Raw genomic sequence first — 19870 nt, forward strand, 5'->3', positions numbered from 1 at the left:
AAGCTTAAACCTTGATCCAGGCGCCATTGCGTTTTGACGACTGCACGCAGGCATCGACGAACACCATGCCCTTCATGCCATCGTCGATTGTCGGATAGATGACAGCCGGATCGACCGCAACGCCCTTGCGCTTGGCAAAGATGGCGCGGGCCGCTTCGGTATAGATATTGGCAAAGCCTTCGAGATAGCCTTCCGGATGGCCGGACGGAATGCGGGAAACGCGCGCCGCGGCCGGGCCGGAGCCTGCACCGGCGCGGGTGATCAGGCGCTTCGGCTCGCCGAACGGCGTGTACCAGAGATAATTCGGGTCCTTCTGCGTCCATTCGAGGCCGCCCTTGGTGCCATAGACGCGCACCATCAGGCCGTTCTCGTGGCCCGGAGCAACTTGGCTGCACCAGAGCAGACCCTTGGCGCGCTGGCCGTTCTTTTCCTTGAAGCGCATCATCACATGGGCGTTGTCATCCAGCGCCCGGCCTTCGACGAAACTGTCGAGATCGGCGGCAAGCTCTTCCAGTTCGAGGCCGGAAACGAAGGCCCCGAGATTATAGGCATGCGTGCCGATATCGCCGGTGGAACCGCCAGCACCCGACTTCGACGGATCGGTGCGCCATGCGGCCTGTTTCTGGCCGGATTGTTCGATGTTCTCCGTCAGCCAGTCCTGCGGATATTCCATCTGTACCAGGCGGACAGCGCCGATATCGCCGTTCTCGACCATCTCGCGGGCTTGGCGGACCATCGGGTAACCGGTGTAATTGTGGGTCAGCACGAACAGGGCTTCGCTCTCGTCCGCCAGCTTCTTCAGCTTCCTGGCATCCGACAGCGTTGAGGTCAGCGGCTTGTCGCAGATCACATGAATGCCGCGCTTCAGGAATTCCTTCGCCGCTTCGTAATGCACATGGTTCGGCGTGACGATCGCAACGGCCTCGATGCCGTTCTTCAGCTTGGCCTCGCGGATCGCCATTTCCTTGAAATCGGAATAGCTGCGCAAAGGATCAAGGCCAAGCTCGGCGCCAGAGGCTTTCGCCTTTTCCGGCGTCGACGACAGGGCGCCGGCGACCAGCTCGAAATGATCGTCAAGCCGCGCAGCCATGCGGTGGACGGCGCCGATAAACGCACCGGAACCGCCGCCGACCATGCCGAGGCGGATGCGTTTTTCGCGAACCTCAGTGGTTCCTTCGATTGCCATGAGAGTGTCTCCCTTGATTTTTGAGTTTGCGGAGAGCTTCACCCCCCTCTGTCGGCGACGCCGACATCTCCCCCACAAGGGGGGAGATTAACTGCGAAGCTCATGCGTCCCTTACGGCAGGGCGATGAGGGAAAAAAACAATCTCCCCCTTGTGGGGGAGATGTCACGAAGTGACAGAGGGGGGTACCCACCCTCGAAAGAGACTAAAGCCCCAGCATGCGCCGGTTGGCCGCGTCGTCGGTGCCGCTATCAGCGAAATCGTCGAAGGCCTTTTCGGTGACACGGATGATGTGGTGCTTGACGAACTCGGCACCTTCACGGGCGCCGTCTTCCGGATGCTTCAGCGCGCATTCCCATTCGACCACGGCCCAGCCGTCGAAATCATTAGCCGTCAGTTTCGAAAACACCGCGCCGAAATCGACCTGGCCGTCACCCGGCGAGCGGAAGCGCCCGGCCCGGTTCACCCAGCCCTGATAGCCGCCATAGACGCCCTGGCGACCGGTCGGATTGAACTCGGCATCCTTGACGTGGAACATCTTGATGCGCTCGTGGTAGATATCGATGTTGTCGAGATAATCCAGGCACTGCAGGATATAGTGCGAGGGATCGTAGAGCATGTTGGCGCGGGGATGGTTGCCGACACGCTCTAGGAACATCTCGAACGTGACGCCGTCATGCAGATCCTCGCCCGGATGGATCTCATAGGCGATATCGACGCCGCAGTCTTCGGCGTGGTTGAGGATCGGCGTCCAGCGGCGGGCCAATTCGTCAAAAGCGGTTTCCACCAGACCGGCCGGACGCTGCGGCCACGGATACATGAACGGCCAGGCGAGCGCGCCGGAAAAGGTCGCATGCGCCTTGATGCCGAGATGCTTCGACGCCGTCAGCGCCATCTTGACCTGCTCGACGGCCCATTCCTGGCGAGCCTTCGGATTGCCGCGCACTTCGGGAGCGGCAAAACCATCGAAGGCTTCATCATAGACCGGATTGACCGCAACCAGCTGCCCCTGAAGATGGGTGGAAAGCTCGGTCACCTCGATGCCGTTCTCGCGCGCCTTGCCGGCAAACTCGTCGCAATAATCCTTCGACGAAGCTGCCTTTTTCAGATCGATCAGCTGGCTGGCCCAGGTTGGCACCTGCACGCCGATATAGCCGCAATCGGCGGCCCATTTGGTGATCGAATCCCATGAGTTGAACGGAGCGGCATCACCCGCGAATTGTCCGAGGAAGAGCGCCGGGCCCTTGATGGTCTTCATGTCAGATTCCTCCCTGATTATCGACCGTAAACGTTTCCGAAGTGGTTTAACACGCCGTTCATCGCGGGCAAGACGCCTCTTACCGATAACGGCCAGCTGGTGGGAACAACCAGAATTCCAGTGCGCCGGAACCTAATCACGGACTTCGCATGGCGGCAAGAGGTACGTGCCGCAAAACTGAAAACAAAGACCGGCAACCCTAAGCCATAAAAATGGGCGCCCGTTTTCGCGGGCGCCCGGTAGTGAGTGGAACCGATCAGAACGGTGAATCGGGGAAGTAGAAGTCCTTGGCATTGTCCTTGGTGACGAGCGTTGCGTCGATCGTATAGACGCCGCGAACCGGAACCTGACCGTAGAAATTGGCAACGGTCATTTCAAGCGCCGTACCCACCATTGCCGGCGGATAGAGCACATCGACCGGGATCATCTTGTCGCCGTCCATGACCTTCTTGATCATGTCCTTGGAACCGGCACCGGCCACGACATACTGGATGTCGGTGCGCTTGGCCTGGTCGATGGCCTGCAGTACGCCGACAGCCATGTCGTCGTCCTGGCACCAGACCACGTCGATCTTCGGATACTTGGTCAGGTAATCCTGCATGACCTTGAAGGCATCGTCGCGGTTCCAGTTGCCGAACTGGCGGTCGAGAACCTTGACGTTGGAGCCTTCGATACCCTTGTCGAAACCGTCCTGGCGCTGCTGGTCGATCGGGATCGGCAGGCCGCGGATGATGACGACTTCAGCGTCCGGCGTCGTTGCCTTGATGTATTCGCCGGCCGTCTGGCCAAGCGCGGGGTTGTTGCCGGCAACGTAAAGGTCGCGAACGGTGTTGTCGTTGACCGACGGTGCGCGGTCGACGATGGCAACGAACGTGCCCTTGCTCTTGACTTCCTTGATGGCGTTGACCAGCGGATCCGGGTCGGACGGCAGGATGACCAGCGCGTCGATGCCCTGGGTCTCAAGGTCCTGCACGGCATTGGCCTGACTTGCCGGATCCGGCGACGTCTTGACGATGATGTTGAGGCTCGGATGCTGCGCCATCAGAAGCTTGGCGACGCGCTCTGCGTGAAATACCACGCCCGAGGTCCAGCCATGGTCGGCAGCCGGGATCGAAACGCCGATCGTGACCTTCTTTTCTTCCTGTGCATGGGCCACGCCGGTCAGCGCCATCATGGCGACGGCTGCAGCGCCAAATAGTCCTTTACGCATGTTTCTCTCTCCCTAGTGATGCGGGTCTTGCAGTCTTTGCGACCGGGCGACCCCCTGAACCCGGCACTTCACGATTTCCGTACCAGCGAGCGCTGGACGAGCATCGCAACAATGATGATCGTGCCCTGGATGGCGCCGATCAGATATTCGCTGATGAAATTGGAAAGCAGCATGATGTTGCCGACCAGCTCGAGAATGAAGGCGCCGCAGATCGTGCCCCAGACCCGGCCGGCTCCACCCTTCAATGCAGTTCCGCCGACAACCACTGCGGTGATCGCCTGGAGTTCCCACAGGATACCGGTGGTTGCCGAAGTCGAGCCGAGGCGCGGCACGTAAAGCAGAACCGCAATCGCTACGCACAGGCCCTGGATGACGAAGGCGATGGTGCGGACCCGGTTGACCGGAATGCCGGAATAACGGGCGACATCGGCGTTCGAGCCGACGGCAACAACATGACGGCCATAGCGGGTCCGATAGAGAATGAAGGCCGCAACGCAGGTGACCGCCAGGATCACCGCAATCGGCACCGGTACGCCGAGGATCGAGCCAAAATAGGCCGGACGGTAGATTTCCTGGAGGGCCGGATCCTTCAACGTGATCGCGCCGCCCTGCGACAGCCAGGTGGTGAGGCCACGATAGATGCCCATGGTTCCCAGCGTCGCGATGAACGGCTCGATCCGGCCGACCGTGGTGATCAGGCCATTGGCAAGGCCGCAAAGCGACCCGGCAACCACGGCGAACAGCACGGCCGCCGTCAGCATCAGGGTGGGATCGGCGATGACGCCTGAATTCATGAACAGGATCATCAGGCTGGCAACGAACGCAACCATCGCGCCGACGGACAGATCGAGATCGCCGGAGGAAATAACGAAGGTGGCGCCAATCGCAATGATGGCGATGAAAGCGCTGCGGGTTGCGACATTGGCGAGGTTGTTCAATCCGATGAAGTTCGGATTGACGAGCGCCCCGAGGATGAGCAGCAGGATCAAAGCCGCAAACGGTGCGACGGCCCGAAGGTCGATATCCCGCCAGTTCCGGCGCCGCACGTCCCGGGTTTCCTCATTCACGCTCGTGTCCACTTCAACCTCCCGTCCCATTATCCCTGGGGTTTGTTTTTCAGTGCCGTCCCCGCGGTTGCGCGGCTCAGGCTGCAGCCTTTTTCTTCAGTCCGGCCGCATAGCGCATGATCTCCTGTTCGGAGATTTCATCGCCCTCCAGCATGCCGACAATCCGCCCTTCCCGCATCACTGCGACGCGGGTGCAAAGGCCGATCACCTCTGGCATTTCAGAGGAGACGACGATGATGGAACGGCCGTCACGCGCCAGTGCCGAGATGAAATGATAGATCTGCTGCTTGGTGCCGACATCGATGCCGCGGGTGGGCTCGTCGATGATGATGATTTCGGGTTCGGTTTCCATCACCTTGGCAAGCAGCAGCTTCTGCTGGTTGCCGCCGGACATGCGGCCGGCCACGACATTGCCATCGCGCACCCGGATATCGAAGCGGCGGCGGGCGCGTTCCAGCGCCTGTGCCTCGCTGGCGGGATTGAGGTATCCGAGCTTGCCGTGATTTTCGAGCGACTGCAGGGTCAGGTTCGCGGTCATGCGCGAATTGAGAAGCAGGCCCTTCGACTTGCGGTCCTTGGTCATGTAGGCAAGGCCCTGCCTATTGGCGGCATGCACGTCGCCGGATGGGACGGTCTCGCCGCGAATGATCACTTCGCCCGAGGCGCGAGACCTCAAGCCCGCAATCGCCTCCATCAGCTCGGTGCGGCCCGAGCCGATCATGCCGGAAAACCCGAGGATTTCACCCTTGCGAACCTCGAAAGTCGCGTCCTTGACATAGCCGGTCGACAGCGCATCGACGCTCAGTACGACCTCTTCATCGACATTCGGCTCGCGCTTGGCCGGATAGAGCTTCGACAACTCACGGCCGACCATCAGCTGGGCGATCGATTCCCCGTCGAGGATCGATGTCGGCGAGGTCTTGATCCATTGACCATCCCGCAGCACCGTCACCCGGTCGGTCAGCGCCATGACTTCATCGAGCTTATGCGACACGAAGACGAAGCTCGTGCCCTGATCGCGCAGCTTGCGCACCTGTTTGAACAGGAAACTGGTTTCTTCGCCGGAGAGAACAGCCGTCGGCTCATCCATGAAGACGACGCGGGCATCGCGGCTGATCGCCTTGGCGATCTCGACCATCTGCTTGTCGGCAATGGACAGCGAACTGATCATCGCATTTTCATCGACATGCGAACCGAGCAGGTCGAGAACACGCCGCGTTTCGGCCCGCATGAACTTACGGTCGAGCATGCCGAAACGGGTGATTTCGCGGCCGAGAAACAGGCTCTCGGTGACGGTCAGATGTTCGGCGAGATTGAATTCCTGGTGGATGATGACGATGCCGAGCGCTTCTGCGGCGCCATTCGGCGGCAGCTTGACCGGATTACCATCAAGGATAATTTCACCGGATGTGGGCTGCTCGAAACCGGACAGAATCTTGACGAGCGTGGATTTCCCAGCGCCGTTTTCTCCCATCAAAGCATGGATTTCGCCAGCGCGGAGATCGAAGTCAACGCTGAACAGGACCTGCACGCCGTTGAACGACTTGCTGATGCGTCGAGCAGATAGCACGACTGCGCCGTCACCGGCGCCGCTGGTCTGCGCACTCATGTAATCCTCCCTGCGGCTCCCGTCCGCTTGCAAGCTATGTAAACCTTTACATACGCCATGTAAAGGTTTACATCAGGGCGTAACCGAGAAATTCTTCGCGTAGGATTTGACCTCCGGGCAAGTCTGTGTAGTGTCCCGCCGAGACTAAAACCAAGGCAGAGCGCAGTGTCGAATTCCACGCCGGCAACCATTGAAGACGTCGCCCGGATCGCGGAAGTGTCGATCGCGACAGTGTCGCGCGCCATCCATATGCCGGAGAAGGTCGCCAATTCGACGCGGCTGAAGGTGAGCCAGGCGATCGCCATCACTGGCTACACCACCAACGCCATGGCTCGCAGCCTCAGGCTTGGCCGTTCCAACATGATCCTCGTTGTGGCGCCCGATATCGGCGACCCGAATTTTTCCAACATTCTCGTCGGCCTGGAAAACGAGGCGCGTTCGCATGGTTATGGCGTGCTGATCGGCCATACGCAGAATGACGCCCAGCGCGGTCTGGAATACTTGAAGTTCCTCAATTCAAACCAAGCCGCCGGATTGATCCTGTTTACCGGCATCCTGCCTTTCGGCCATCAGTCGATGACGGCAAGGCTGCCGCCGAGCGTCGGCGTCTTCGAGCCGGTTTTCAATGGCGGCATTCCCTATGTCGGCGTCGACGATACCGAGGGCGCCCGCAAGGTGATCGACCTGCTTCTCGCCGAAGGCCATCGCAAGATCGCTTTCATCGGCGATTCCCGCACCCGGCTTGCCTATAGCCGGCGCCGGATGGGCTACGAGGCCGGACTGGACGCGGCCAATGTCGGCGCCGATCAGCGCATAGTCTTCGAGGGCGACGGCACGATCGAAAGCGGGCGGCTGGCGGTCGAGCAGCTGTTCATGCGCGACACGCTGCCAACGGCGTTCATGTGCGTCAACGACCAGACGGCGATTGGGGTGATGATCGGCCTTGGCGCACGTGGCTATGATATCCCGCGCGATTTTTCGGTGACGGGTTTTGACGATGTTCCGCAGGCAAGCTTCATGTCGCCGGCGCTGACCACCATTCGCCAGCCGCGAACGGCCATTGGCAAACATGCGATGGCGCTGCTGCTGGACCTTCTGTCCGACGGCCAGCCACCGGAAACGGAAATCCTGCTTCGTCCCGATCTGGTGGTCCGCAACTCTGTCGCGGCCCCGTCGCTCAAATGGACGAAGCGCTGACCGTCCGGCCTGATGCTTCGCCTGCAGTGTCCGTTTAGGCGTAGCGCCGCTGGTCCCGCTGACGAACAGGCGCTGGCACGCGCCGCCCACCCGAAACCGTGAACTGATCGGCCAGAGCCTTCAAGGTGGTGCTGACGCGCATTAGATTATGGGTAGCTGCGTGGGTCTGTTCGACCATCGCGGCATTCTGCTGGGTCATGTGATCCATCCCGGTGACGGCCGTGTTGATCTCGGTAATGCCGATCGCCTGTTCCCGTGCCGAGCCGGCAATGGCATCGATATGGCCGTTGATATGGGTGACCTGTTCGCCGATGGTCCTCAGCGCATCGCCGGTTTGATTGACCAGCGAGACTCCCCTGAGAACATCCTCGAACGACTTGTCGATCAGCCCCTTGATCTCCTTGGCGGCATCAGCCGATTTCTGTGCCAGTTCACGCACTTCCTGGGCAACCACGGCAAACCCTTTGCCGGCATCACCGGCACGTGCAGCCTCTACCCCGGCATTCAGGGCGAGAAGATTGGTCTGGAAGGAAATCTGGTCGATGACGCTGATGATCTGGGTGATCCGGCGGGAGGATTCCTCGATCGCGCTCATGGCGCTGACGGCCTGCTCGACCACCGCCCCGGACTTATGCGCCTCCTCTGTGGCATGTCCGACAACGCGACGGGCTTCCTCGGTCCGCAGTGCCGCCTCCTTGGAAATCGTGGTGATTTCTTCCAGCGCTGCTGCAGTCTGTTCAAGCGAGGCAGCCTGCTGTTCGGTGCGGCGGGCCATGTCATCGACCGCAGTCACCAGTTCGCCAGCATTGCCGGACGTTTCGTCGGCAGCCAGAACGATCGAACCCAGGGCTGTATCGAGCGTCCCGAGTGCTGAGTTGAAGTTGGTTTGCAGGCCGTCGAACTGCGGCGCCAGAGCTGCGCTGAGCTTGGCGGTCAGGTCGCCATTGGCAAGCCCGGTCAGCGAACGGTCAAGCGCAGACAGGGCTTCGTCCTGTTGTGTCGAAAGTGCTGTCCGCTCGGCATCGCCGATGGCCCGCTGCTCCTGCAACGCATCCAGATAGACCGAGATGGCGTAGTCCATGTCGACGAACGCCGCCTTCATGATGGCGGTCACCTCGATCGTGATGTCCTTCGCCTTCTTCTTGTAGAGAAAGCCTTCAAGGTGTTTTTCGACAACGGCCTTGATGATCGATTCCATGATCAGTGCGTAGCCGCCGATATACCAGCGCGGCTCCAGCCCGAGGCGCGCATGGGTCTTGCCGATCGCGGTCACAGCATCGACATATTTATCGTCGAATTCGCCGGAAGCGATCTGGTCCCAGTGACGGACCTGCCTTGTCTTGGCGCTTTTTACATGCGCTTCACTGGCAAAGAACTTCGCCGTTTCCGGATTGGCGGTCGCCTTCGCGTAGAACTTGTCGAGTGCACCATCAAGGGAGGCAGAAATGGTCGGCCTTGCCCGCACGAGAGCAGCACGCTCTTCGCCAACAAGCCCGACGAAATCGAGACGTTCATTAAGGTGTTTGGTCGTGGAAACGGGCGCAGACATACGGGAGCATCCTAAATCGAAACGGGGAAAGGCATGCGCGCTGCGCGATCGGCATCATGCCGGCAGATGGGTTAAGGCGTGACCGGAGGATTAGGCCCGCATAGTTAAGAATGCCTTTAAGAGGGCTTGCTTATGTCGAGGACAAGCAAGAGTAACAACCTGTTTTCCTGGCATATTCTCTCAAAAATGCGACAAAGTGACCGAGGCTGGTCCACAGCCGAGAGAGCAACCCTTTCACAAATGCCGTACGTCCGCCGGCGTCGAGCCCCAGTCGTTGTTAAGTCCATCATAATAGGTAACCGGAGCCGCCATCAGTTCGTCGATATCGAGATCATCAAGGCAGGCGAGGTTGATATTATAGTATCTCTCGCCGGTCATGTTCGGCACGTCCACCCACTCGAAGGGGCGCACGCCGCAATGCCGGCAGAAGAAATGGTGGGCAACCGTATTGGCGCCTTGGTAATCGACCAAGGCTGCTTCACCTGCCAGCAGCCGGAATGCCGCAGGAGCCGCTTTGACCGACCAGAGACGTATCTTGGTGCAGAAGGTGCAATTGCATTTTCCAGTCCCCGCACTGATGTCCAGATCTGACGTGAAGCGGACTGCACCGCAATGACAGCTGCCGCAATAGGTCTTGAACATAGCCGTATCCTCTCTGCCAGCCCGGAGTCCGCTCTGTGCAGATATGTGCTCTTGAAGGATATTCGAAGGCGAGGGTGTTGGCCACTGCGGCGTTAACAAGGAAAGGGCGCCACAGCGCCCTTTCCTTCCTTGTTCAATCTGCCGTGCGACGCCGCTTAGACGTAGCGGTTGACAACGTTTTCGAGCAATTCCTGCTTGCCGGATTTCGGCTGCGGGTTGAGATCGGTCTTTTCGACATGGGCCGCGATCTCTTCCAGCGACATGCTGGTCAAGCGCTTCTGGCCCTCATCCGACGCCCAGCCGGCGTAGCGCGCGTCGAGCGGACCGGACAGTGCCTTGTCCTCGACCATTTTGGCTGCGGCGCGCAGGCCCCGGGCGCAGCAATCCATGCCGCCGATATGGCCGATCAAGAGGTCTTCCGGATCGATCGACTGACGGCGCAGCTTCGAATCGAAATTGGTGCCCCCGGTCTTGAAACCGCCGCCAGAGAGAACCTGATAATAGGCCAGTGCCATTTCCGGAACGTTGTTGGGGAACTGGTCGGTATCCCATCCGGACTGGTAATCGTTGCGGTTCATGTCAATCGAACCGAAGATGCCGAACGCATTGGCCAGCGCCAGTTCATGCTCGAACGAATGGCCGGCCAGGATCGCATGGCCCTGCTCGATATTGACCTTGACCTCGTTTTCAAGGCCATAGGTCTTGAGGAAGCCATAGACCGTCGCGACGTCATAATCATACTGATGCTTGGTCGGTTCCTGCGGCTTCGGCTCGATCAGGATGGCGCCCGTGAAGCCGATCTTGTGCTTGTATTCGACGACCATGTTGACGAAACGGCCGAGCTGGTCGAGTTCCTGCTTCACATTGGTGTTGAGCAGGGTCTCATAGCCCTCGCGGCCGCCCCAAAGCACATAGTTCTCACCGCCGAGCTTCAGTGTCGCATCAAGGCAAGTCTTTACGGTTGCGGCAGCAAAGGCAAAGACGTCCGGATCCGGATTGGTGGCGGCACCGGACATATAGCGGCGATGGGAGAACAGGTTCGCCGTGCCCCAGAGCAGCTTGACGCCGGTATCCGATTGCTTCCGGGCGAAGTAATCGACGATCTCGTTGAGGTTCTTGGTGTTTTCGGCAAAGTTCTTGCCTTCCGGACGCACGTCGGCATCATGGAAGCAGTAGAAGGGCGTGCCGAGCAGCGCGAAGAATTCGAAGGCGACATCAGCCTTCAGCTTGGCTGCCTGCATGCTGTCTTCAAACCACGGCCGCTCAAATGTCTGGCCACCGAAGGGGTCGCCGCCCGGCCAGACGAAGGTGTGCCAGTAGGCAACCGCAAAGCGCAGATGATCTTCCATGCGCTTGCCCATGACGATCTCGTCCGGGTTGTAGTGGCGGAAGGCCAGCGCATTGGTGCTGTCGGGTCCTTCATATTTGATCTTGGCGATATCGCCGAAAAAACCTGTGCTCATGGGTGTTTCCTCTGGGTTTGTCGTTGGATTTCGAATTCCCCTCTCCCTGCTTCAGGGATGAAGGGCATGCATCAGAACATCGCGGACTTGACCGCCGGATAGAGGCGGCGGTAGCGCTGGTAGGCATCCGCGTAGGCGCCGTGCAGAGCCGTATCGGGCTCAATGGTTTCGGCTGTTGCCGGGGCGGTGAAGACGGTGAGCGGATCAGCCTTTGTCGCAGCGACCAGTCCAAGGCGGGCGGCGCCGAATGCCGCACCGAAATCGCCATCGGCAGGCACGTCGACCGGCAGGTTCAGCGCCGTCGCGATCGATTTCAGCCAGTAGCGCGAGCGCGAACCGCCGCCGATGGCCGTGACCCTTGAAAGCGTGGTCCCGGCGACACGCAGGGCCTCAAGGCTGTCGCGAAGCGCGAAGGAAACGCCTTCAACCACGGCTTGCGTCAGAACCACGCGGCTGCTTTCATGGGCAAGCCCGGCAAAGACACCACGAATGGCCGCATCATTGTAGGGCGTGCGTTCGCCCGAGAGGTACGGCAGGAAAGTCACCCCTGACGGTGCGTGGAGGTTGTCGCCAAGCTCGGTGGTCAGGTCAGCAGCGCTCTTGCCGGTGATCTCCGAATGCCAGTTGAGGGCATCGGTGGCCGACAGGATGACGCCCATCTGGTGCCATGTGTTGGGCAGCGCGTGGCAGAACGCGTGTACGGCACTGGCTGGATTGGGCAGATAGCTGGTATTGGCGGCAAACAACACGCCGGAGGTGCCGAGCGATACGAAGGCATGACCTTCGCCGACCGTGCCCATGCCGCAGGCCGATGCGGCATTATCCCCTGCCCCGCCGGCAACGACGACACCCGCGCCCATGCCCCATTTGGCGGCGAGATCGGCTTTCAGGGTGCCCCCCTGCTCCGTACCTTCGATCAATGACGGCATTTGGCTTTCGGTCAGTCCAGTCGCATCGAGCAGGCTTCCGGACCAGGCGCGCTTGCCGGTGTCGAGCCAGGAGGTGCCGGCCGAATCCGACATTTCGGAAATATGCTCGCCGGTCAGCCACAGGCGCAGATAATCCTTCGGCAGCAGGACCCAATCGACCTTCTCGAAGGTTTCGGGTTCGTTTTCGGCCACCCAGGCAAGTTTCGGCGCGGTGAACCCCGGAAAGACGATATTGCCGGTCAGCGCCCGGAACTGCGGATCGGCGTCAAGCGCCAGGGCCTGCTTGTGGCTGCGGGTATCGTTCCAGAGAATGCAGGGACGCAGAACCTTGTCATTGTCATCCAGAAGCGTCGCGCCGTGCATATGACCGGAAAGCCCGATGCCCTTGACAGCAGCCAGTTCCTTGGGATGGGCCGCCTTCAATCCGGCAATGGCTTCTTCCGTCGCGCGGATCCAATGGGCCGGGTCCTGTTCCGACCAGCCCGGATGCGGCCGCGAAACGTCCATGGCGCCGGATGCGGAACCGATGACCCGTTGGCCGCCGTCGATCAGCAATGCCTTCACCCCGGACGTGCCGAGGTCGATACCAAGATACATGTTGATCTCCCTAGTCTTGCCTGCCCCGTTCGGGCGCTTGGTTGCTGTCCTGCTCGAAGGGCAGGTTGTCCTTGAGAAAAATGTCGAGGCGGATGCGCTCCTGTGCACCGATCACGGCAACGCCGTCGGCCTTGGCTTTCAGCACGCGGACAGCGCTACGCACCTCATGCCCGGCATCTTGATTGAGAATGACATCGATCAATCCTTCGTTTAACGCTGCCCGCGTATGCTGCGTCAGTTCATGGGCGATGACACAGACCGGAGCCGCATTCTTTCGCCGTTTCAAAGCAGAGATGAGGCCGCGATTACCGGCGCCAAGGCTGTAGATTCCGGCAATTTCAGGCGCTGCGGCAAGCGCTTCGCCGACCAGTCTCTCCACAAGGTCAGGATCGTCCTGCCCTTCGATGACAGGCAATAGAGCGTGCCCGCCAAAATTCTCCCTCATCACTGCCCGGAAGCCGTCAAGCCGTTCGCGATGGTCGCGCACCAGCATCGAACCGGCCAGCACCGCAACCGGTCCGGAACGGCCGCCGAGAAAACGTCCCATCAGGCTGGCTGCTGTACGGCCCGCGGCAATATTGTCGATCCCGGCGAAATGATCGCGGGCGGAGCCGGCAAGATCCGAGACCAGCGTAACGACGGGGATACGCGCGGCCGAGAGGCGATCAACGGCGGCCACGACATGCGGGGAATCGATTGCAACGACGGCGACACCCGCCGGAGATACCGCACGAGCCTCATCCAGCGCTGCGACCAAGGCTTCGGCGTTAAACGCCGGGACGGTAACGATGGAAATATCGGTGCGCTCGACAGCGGAGCGGCCAATCGCAGCGCGCACCTGCGCCTCCAGCCCGCGCATGAAGGAATTGTCGCCGGAGGGCAGGATGAAGGTGAAGGGGTAGACGCGGCTCTTGGCCAGGTTTGCGGCGGCCACGTCGCGGACATAGCCGATACGCTCGATCGCCTGCTCGACCCTTTCACGCGTGACGGTGCGGACCCCGGCGCGCTGGTTCAAAACGCGGTCGACGGTTGCAAGGCTGACCCCTGCTGCAGCGGCAATATCGTGAACTGTCGGGCGCATGTTTCCTCCGGAAAAAAGCCTTAGAGGAAAACCTGATGTACGTAAATCAGAAAATTCAAGCCAGTCTCCGCCCCTTGCTGCCCGTCGTCCTCCGCTCCCCGGATCAGGCCAATGGTTTGCTGAAAGCTTTGAGGAAATTCACGTTCCCCTCTGTTCCCTGCGCCTCGGCAATGACCACATCCATATAATGATTGGTAATGTGAACGGCTGCAAAGCCGCCCTTGAAGGTGGCGGTCGGCTTGAACAGGTCGAGACCATCCTGATTGTAGATCATCGGCGTATCGTGTTCGTGGCCGTGGAACAGACCAACGACGTTGTAGCCCTTGAGTGCGCCCAGCAATGCCGAGCGCTCTTCCTCGCCCCACCAATGGGCGTGGCCGGAGCCCTCGTCATTGAAGGTCATCTTGGCCGGATCCCATTTCTCCAGCGAGAAAGGATCCCAGCCATAATGCTGGAACAGCACCACCGGCCGGCCATCGGCAGCCGAATTGGCGAGGTCCTGTTTCAACCAGTCCAGGCCGCTGATCGCACCCTTGCTGGTATCGCCGCCGAAGCGCTGGAGTTGCACCAGATGCAGGCCGCCCCAGTCCCAGGAATAATTGTCGGAATCGATATCGTAATTGGCAACTGCCACCGGCGGCTTGTAGAACACCGTCTGGCGATGATTGAGTTCGACATAGTCGCGCAGTTCGCGGCGATACCAGTCGCTATGCGGCGGCGCTCCGTCCTGATCGAGATCATGATTGCCAAGGCCGTTATAGACCGGGAAATGCACCCGGTCCGAGCCAGTACCTTGCTGATAGCGGCTGTTAAATTGTAGCAGCTGATGACCTTCGCTGGGGACTTTCACCTGCCCGCCGCCGTCATCGGTCATATCCCCCCCGATGACGAGCCCCAGCGGCGTGGCGATCTTCTGCCCGGCCCCCGCAAGCCCTGTGGCCACACCACCGATCTGCGTTGGCCAGTCAAACTCCGTGATGCGGTTCAAAGCCGCCACATGCCGCAAAAGATTGGCATCGGTCTTGCCCTCCTGCGCACAGTTGGGACTAAGCACGCCGCCGGAGATGAGGCATGTGTGAACATCGGCCGTGAACAGAAATGTTGCGTCGGTCGGAGGCCACGCCGTCTTTGTGGTGGCCGCGAATGCCGGACCAACCGATGACACGACACCGAGGCTAAGAAGGTTGGCGAGAAACGAACGCCTGGGAAGCCGAGGAAACATATGACCTGTCATGCGGAATGCCCCGAAGTTTTGCCTTCAGGGCATTCTGGCTGATCAAAGCTGCGGCGTACAGGTCGGATACGCAGCGGTCTTAACGGCTAGTGTCCGCCGCCGGCTCCCGTTGGCACAGGTTGCGGCTTCTGGATCAGGAAAGCGCAAAAGACCAGGGCGCCGAACAGGCCGGTGAGGATCAGGAACACATCGATGAACGACATGACCATCGCCTGCTGAGTGACGATCCCGGACAGCTTCTGGATGGCGATGGTCGCGCCGTCGAGGCCATGCGAATTGTACTTGGCGATCATGTTGTTCAGCTGGTCCATGGCTTCAGGGTTGCCCCACTGCACATGCTCCTGCAGGCGGGCGTAATGCTCCTCCTGGCGCTGGGTCAAAATGGTGTTGATCGCGGCGAGACCAACGGCGCCGCCCAGATTACGCGTCAGGTTGAACAGCCCGGAAGCACCTCGAATACGGGCGGGCGACAACGTGCCGAGCGCGACGTTGTTGATCGGCACCATGCACATCATCAACCCGAAACCGCGCAGGATCTGCGGCACCAGCAGCTCATAAAAATCCCAGTCGGCCGTCAGAGAGCTCATCAGCCAGGTACCGGATGCGAAGCTGGCGAAGCCGATCGCCATCATCACGCGTGGATCGAGCTTGGTGGAGAGCCTGCCGGCAATCGGCGCCGTGCAGAACATCGCCAGACCCGACACGAACATCGTCTCGCCGATCATCAGCGAATCGTAGCCGCGGATCCGGCCGAGATAGAGCGGATAGATGTAGGTCAGGCCGTAGAGGCCGATGCCCATGACGAAGGAGAACAGCGAGCCGAAGGCAAAGTTTCGATTGGAGAAGGCCCTTAAATCGACGATCGGAAAATCGACCTTGAACGCTCGATAGAAGAAGACCAAAGCACCGATCGCGGATGCGACCGCACCGATGAAGATATATTCGTCGCTGAACCAGTCGTTCTTGTTGCCTTCTTCCAGCACGTATTCCAGCGCACCGAGGAAGACCGCCATCGACAGCAGCCCCCACCAGTCGAACTTCTTGAACAGGCTGAGTTCCGGCTTGTCGAAATCGATGAAATTCCAGGTCACGATGGTGACGATGATGCCGGGAATAATATTGACGAGGAACAGCCAGTGCCACGAGAAGGCGTGGCTAAGATAGCCGCCGACGGTCGGGCCGATGGTTGGCGCCAGTGTCGCGACCAGACCGATGATCGGCGAGACGATACTGCGCTTGGAGGGCGGAAAGATCGTGAATGCGGCCGCAAAGACGGATGGGATCATGCCGCCGCCGATAAAGCCTTGCAGCACCCGGTAGACGATCATCTGGTCGATATTGGTGGCTGTCGCCGCAAGGGCGCTGGCGATCGTAAAGCCAGCAGCCGACACCGAGAACAGCACCCGTGTCGAAACGATCCGGGCGAGCGTGCCCGACAGCGGGATCATGATGACTTCGGCGATCAGATAGGCCGTCTGCACCCAGGCGACCTCGTCGGAGCCGGCGGACAGACCGGCCTGAATTTCGGCCAGCGAGGCCGAGACGATCTGAATGTCGAGGATCGACATGAACATGCCGAAGACCATCGCGAAAAAGGCGATCAGCCGTTTCGGATCCATCTTCTCTTCCGCGCGGGCGGCAGGAAGCGGCATCGTACCCGCTGTTGCAGTGGCAGCCATCGGCGTTGCTCCTGGCGTGACCGCGTTCAGACGAACGTGGGAGCCATCATGGTCATGAAAACTGGTGCATCACAGGGTCCAGGCGCCTCGGCCCGGGACATCTACTCAACCGTTGAGGCCGCGCCATGACGGCGCGGCATACGGATCACTTGACCGCAGCGGTATCCTGCTTCGGAGCCGTGCGGGTATCGACATCGACGACGACGCTCAGGCCGGCGCGAAGACGGCCGCTGTCCAGCACCTCTTGGGGGAAGACGATGCGGACCGGAACGCGCTGGATCACCTTGGTGAAATTGCCCGTGGCGTTTTCAGCCGGCAGCAACGAGAACACCGAACCGGAGGCCGGCGAGATCGACTGCACGGTGCCGACGATCGGCGCCTCATCGAAGGCATCCACATGGATGCTGACCTTCGAGCCAGGAACCATATGGGCGATCTGCGTTTCCTTGAAATTGGCGTCGATATAGAGCTGATCGGTCGGCACCAAAGCCGCCAGACGCTGACCGGCGGACACGAGGTCGCCATCCTGAACGGCCAGATTGCCGATCACACCATCGTAAGGCGCCTTCAAAACCGTGAAGCCCAGGTCGCGCTGCGCCTTGTCGCGGGCGAGTTCCAGCGACCGGATCGTGCTTTCAGCCTCGGCGCGCTGGGCAACCAGCACGGCGATGTTGGCATTCGCCGTGGCGATCTGCGCATCGCCGCCAATCAGGTTTGCCTTGGCTTGATCGAGCGCCACCGTTGCATCATCGAGCGAGGCGACCGTACCGACTGCCTTTGACTGGAGGTCGCTCGCACGTTTCAACGTGGTTTCAGCACCTCGGACGGTCGCCTCAAGGGCGGTTTTCTGTGCTTCTGCCTGCTGGACGCTGGCCTTGGCACCAGCGATCTGCGCGTCGAAACGCTGCAGCGACAGTTTTTCCGTATCGATCTGAGCCTGCGCCTGATCGGCAGCAATGCGGTAATCTTCCTTGTCGAGCGTGATCAGCGGGTCGCCGGCCTTGACGTGCTGGTTGGCAACGACGTTGACCTTCTCGATATAGCCGGAAACCTTTGGAGAGATCGACGCGATATCGCCTTCGATATAAGCGTCGTCGGTCGAGATCATGAAGCGGCCGTTGGTCCACCAGTCGTAACCATACCAGCCGCCGGCGGCGAGCGCGGCGATGGCGATAATGGGAAACACCAGCTTGCGGCGCTTGGGAGCGGGTGTCTCGGCGGCGGCGGCAACCTGCGGAGCAGCCTGCTGTTCAGCGACGGGCTCCGTCACGTGCTTGGCTTCGGGAGCCTCGACTTGTTCGGCGGGCGCCTTGAAGTCGTCGCCGACGGGGCGGACATGGGCAGCACCGGATTTGCTTGAAACTGACATATTGCACTACCAGCCATGATATGAGAAATTCGAACCGAACCGAACCGTTCAGTTCGATTTGACTTAATGCGAAAACACTCACTTATCAAGTCAAATCGAACCGTTCGGTTCGAAAAGTTAACAATGAGACAAAAATGTCCGAAGGTAACGAGCAATTGACAGAAACAACGGATACACTAGATTGTCCGGGCGAGGCCTTGTCCGGCCGCCGCGCCGCCGGCGAAGATCCGGCAAAGCGCGAGCAGATCATCGAGGGCGCAAAACGTGTGTTCATGAGCGTTGGCTTCGATGCCGCCAGCATGAATGACATCACCCGGGAAGCAGGCGTTTCCAAGGGCACGATCTACGTCTACTTCCAGAACAAGGAAGACCTGTTTTCGGCGATGATCGAAAAGGAGCGGGCTCTTTTCCTGGCGGCGGTTCGCACGGTTTTGGCCGCGCACGAGGATGCCGAAACCGGCCTTTACAAGTTCGGCGTCAGCTTCGTTTCGCATATGACCGACGAAAAGGTGATCACCGCGATGCGCACCGTTCTCGGCGTCCGCGATCGTATGCCGGATCTGTGCAAGCGCTTCTTCAAGGGACCGGAAAACCTGCGGTCGGTCCTGCAGGAATTCCTGGCGCACCAGGTTGATATCGGCAGTCTGAAGATCGATGATCTCGATCTGGCGGCAGGCCAGTTTCTCGATCTCTCAAGTGGCGGCTTCTTCAAGCTTCGCCTGTTCGGAACCATGGAATCCGCCCCGCCGCTGGAGGAAATCGACCGGGTGATTTGCGGCGCCGTGCGCGTTTTCATGGCTGCCTACGCAACACGGCAGACAGGAACGGCCTGACGACCGCTGACCTTGCAAACAGGAGGATGGCATCAATCGCGCAACTGCGATCAAGTTAAGCTGCCTGATCGGCGCTAAGATCATATCGGTTTGCTGCGGGAGGTTGGATGAATGCGATCGGCAAGGCGCTGTGGTTTATAGAAAGCCACTACGCCGGGGATATTTCACTGGAGGATATTGCGGAGACGGCGGGGCTTTCCCGTTATCACCTGTCCCGTGTCTTTGGCCTGACGACGGGATTTTCGATCAGTGGTTATATCAGGGCACGGCGTCTCAGTGCCGCAGCTCTGTCCCTTGCCGAGGGCGCATCCAGCATTCTCGCGGTCGCTCTCGATGCGGGCTACAGCTCGCATGAGGCCTTCACACGTGCCTTTCGCGACCATTTCGGCGTGACGCCGGAAGAGGTTCGCAACAGGGGGCATCTTGGCGATCTCGATCTTATGGAGCCTATCCGCATGAACACCGCACCACTTCCCAAACTCAACGAACCGCGATTTCAAACCACGCCACCCATGCTGATGGCAGGCCTGCAGCAGACCTACACTTACGGTGGCAACGCCGGCATTCCCTCGCAATGGCAACGGTTCAACGCCCATGACGGCAGTATTTCCAGACAGATCGGCAATGCTGCGTATGGGATCTGCACACAGGAAGAGGGACAGGACGGCAGCTTTCAATACATGACCGCCGTCGAGGTTCGCGACACTGATGCATTACCCGAGGGTTTTGAAAACCTCAAGCTTCCCGCCCAGACCTACGCGATCTTCGCGCATCGCGGCCACATTTCCGGCATCCAGGCAACCTGCCATGCGATCTTTACCGATTGGCTGCCCTCGTCCGGCTACAGCCATGCCGGGCTCCCGGACCTGATGGAGCGTTACGACGAGCGGTTCGATCCAAGGACGGGCATGGGGCTGACGGAAATCTGGCTTCCGGTGAAGAGTTAACGGTATCGCGGCCCATTTGAGC

16 protein-coding genes are annotated in these 19870 nt (G+C 60.1%); 3 read left to right on the top strand and 13 right to left on the bottom strand.

Annotated elements, in window-relative coordinates; genetic code table 11:
- Positions 1-4: 4 nt before the first annotated feature.
- The 5 genes from ACP7E6_RS10965 to ACP7E6_RS10985 form a co-directional block, all read right to left on the bottom strand.
- Positions 5-1186, bottom strand: coding sequence for a Gfo/Idh/MocA family protein (locus tag ACP7E6_RS10965; RefSeq protein WP_426229803.1), 1182 nt, complete (start codon positions 1184-1186; stop codon positions 5-7).
- Positions 1187-1389: 203 nt separating this feature from the next.
- Complete coding sequence (locus ACP7E6_RS10970; protein WP_426229804.1) at positions 1390-2442, bottom strand: sugar phosphate isomerase/epimerase family protein; 1053 nt, start codon at positions 2440-2442, stop codon at positions 1390-1392.
- A 256-nt stretch (positions 2443-2698) separates the two neighbouring features.
- Positions 2699-3652, bottom strand: a complete 954-nt coding sequence (locus tag ACP7E6_RS10975) for a substrate-binding domain-containing protein (RefSeq protein ID WP_426229805.1) — start codon at positions 3650-3652, stop codon at positions 2699-2701.
- A gap of 68 nt (positions 3653-3720) precedes the next feature.
- The gene (locus ACP7E6_RS10980; RefSeq protein WP_426229806.1) at positions 3721-4749 is read right to left on the bottom strand and encodes an ABC transporter permease; all 1029 of its coding nucleotides are present in this window, start codon (positions 4747-4749) and stop codon (positions 3721-3723) included.
- A gap of 46 nt (positions 4750-4795) precedes the next feature.
- The gene (locus ACP7E6_RS10985) at positions 4796-6328 is read right to left on the bottom strand and encodes a sugar ABC transporter ATP-binding protein (RefSeq protein WP_426229807.1); all 1533 of its coding nucleotides are present in this window, start codon (positions 6326-6328) and stop codon (positions 4796-4798) included.
- Positions 6329-6493: 165 nt separating this feature from the next.
- Here ACP7E6_RS10985 and ACP7E6_RS10990 point away from each other — a divergent pair, with 165 nt between their 5' ends.
- The gene (locus tag ACP7E6_RS10990; protein WP_426229808.1) at positions 6494-7525 is read left to right on the top strand and encodes a LacI family DNA-binding transcriptional regulator; all 1032 of its coding nucleotides are present in this window, start codon (positions 6494-6496) and stop codon (positions 7523-7525) included.
- A gap of 34 nt (positions 7526-7559) precedes the next feature.
- Here ACP7E6_RS10990 and ACP7E6_RS10995 read toward each other — a convergent pair whose 3' ends face one another.
- The 8 genes from ACP7E6_RS10995 to ACP7E6_RS11030 form a co-directional block, all read right to left on the bottom strand.
- Positions 7560-9074: a methyl-accepting chemotaxis protein gene (locus tag ACP7E6_RS10995; protein ID WP_426229809.1), complete on the bottom strand. Its 1515-nt coding sequence runs from the start codon at positions 9072-9074 to the stop codon at positions 7560-7562.
- 234 nt (positions 9075-9308) lie between these two features.
- Positions 9309-9716 (bottom strand): GFA family protein, encoded by a 408-nt coding sequence (locus ACP7E6_RS11000; RefSeq protein WP_426229810.1) that lies wholly within the window; start codon positions 9714-9716, stop codon positions 9309-9311.
- 155 nt (positions 9717-9871) lie between these two features.
- Positions 9872-11179, bottom strand: a complete 1308-nt coding sequence (gene xylA, locus ACP7E6_RS11005) for a xylose isomerase (protein ID WP_426229811.1) — start codon at positions 11177-11179, stop codon at positions 9872-9874.
- Positions 11180-11250: 71 nt separating this feature from the next.
- Positions 11251-12705 (bottom strand): xylulokinase, encoded by a 1455-nt coding sequence (gene xylB, locus ACP7E6_RS11010; RefSeq protein WP_426229812.1) that lies wholly within the window; start codon positions 12703-12705, stop codon positions 11251-11253.
- Positions 12706-12715: 10 nt separating this feature from the next.
- A complete protein-coding gene (locus ACP7E6_RS11015) occupies positions 12716-13786 on the bottom strand; it encodes a LacI family DNA-binding transcriptional regulator (protein WP_426229813.1) in 1071 nt (356 codons plus the stop codon).
- A 103-nt stretch (positions 13787-13889) separates the two neighbouring features.
- A complete protein-coding gene (locus ACP7E6_RS11020) occupies positions 13890-15008 on the bottom strand; it encodes a metallophosphoesterase (RefSeq protein WP_426229814.1) in 1119 nt (372 codons plus the stop codon).
- Positions 15009-15106: 98 nt separating this feature from the next.
- On the bottom strand, positions 15107-16699 hold the full coding sequence (locus ACP7E6_RS11025; RefSeq protein ID WP_426229815.1) for a DHA2 family efflux MFS transporter permease subunit: 1593 nt from the start codon (positions 16697-16699) through the stop codon (positions 15107-15109).
- 145 nt (positions 16700-16844) lie between these two features.
- Positions 16845-18068 (bottom strand): HlyD family secretion protein, encoded by a 1224-nt coding sequence (locus tag ACP7E6_RS11030; protein WP_426229816.1) that lies wholly within the window; start codon positions 18066-18068, stop codon positions 16845-16847.
- A gap of 134 nt (positions 18069-18202) precedes the next feature.
- On the opposite strand from ACP7E6_RS11030, the gene ACP7E6_RS11035 reads away from it, so the two are divergent.
- Positions 18203-18901: a TetR/AcrR family transcriptional regulator gene (locus ACP7E6_RS11035; protein WP_426229817.1), complete on the top strand. Its 699-nt coding sequence runs from the start codon at positions 18203-18205 to the stop codon at positions 18899-18901.
- Positions 18902-19008: 107 nt separating this feature from the next.
- Entirely contained in the window at positions 19009-19848 is an 840-nt protein-coding gene (locus ACP7E6_RS11040) for an AraC family transcriptional regulator (RefSeq protein ID WP_426229818.1), read from the top strand.
- Positions 19849-19870 lie beyond the last annotated feature (22 nt).

The sequence above is a fragment of the Pararhizobium sp. DWP3-4 genome (genome assembly GCF_049898205.1).
Classification (GTDB): Bacteria; Pseudomonadota; Alphaproteobacteria; order Rhizobiales; family Rhizobiaceae; genus Pararhizobium.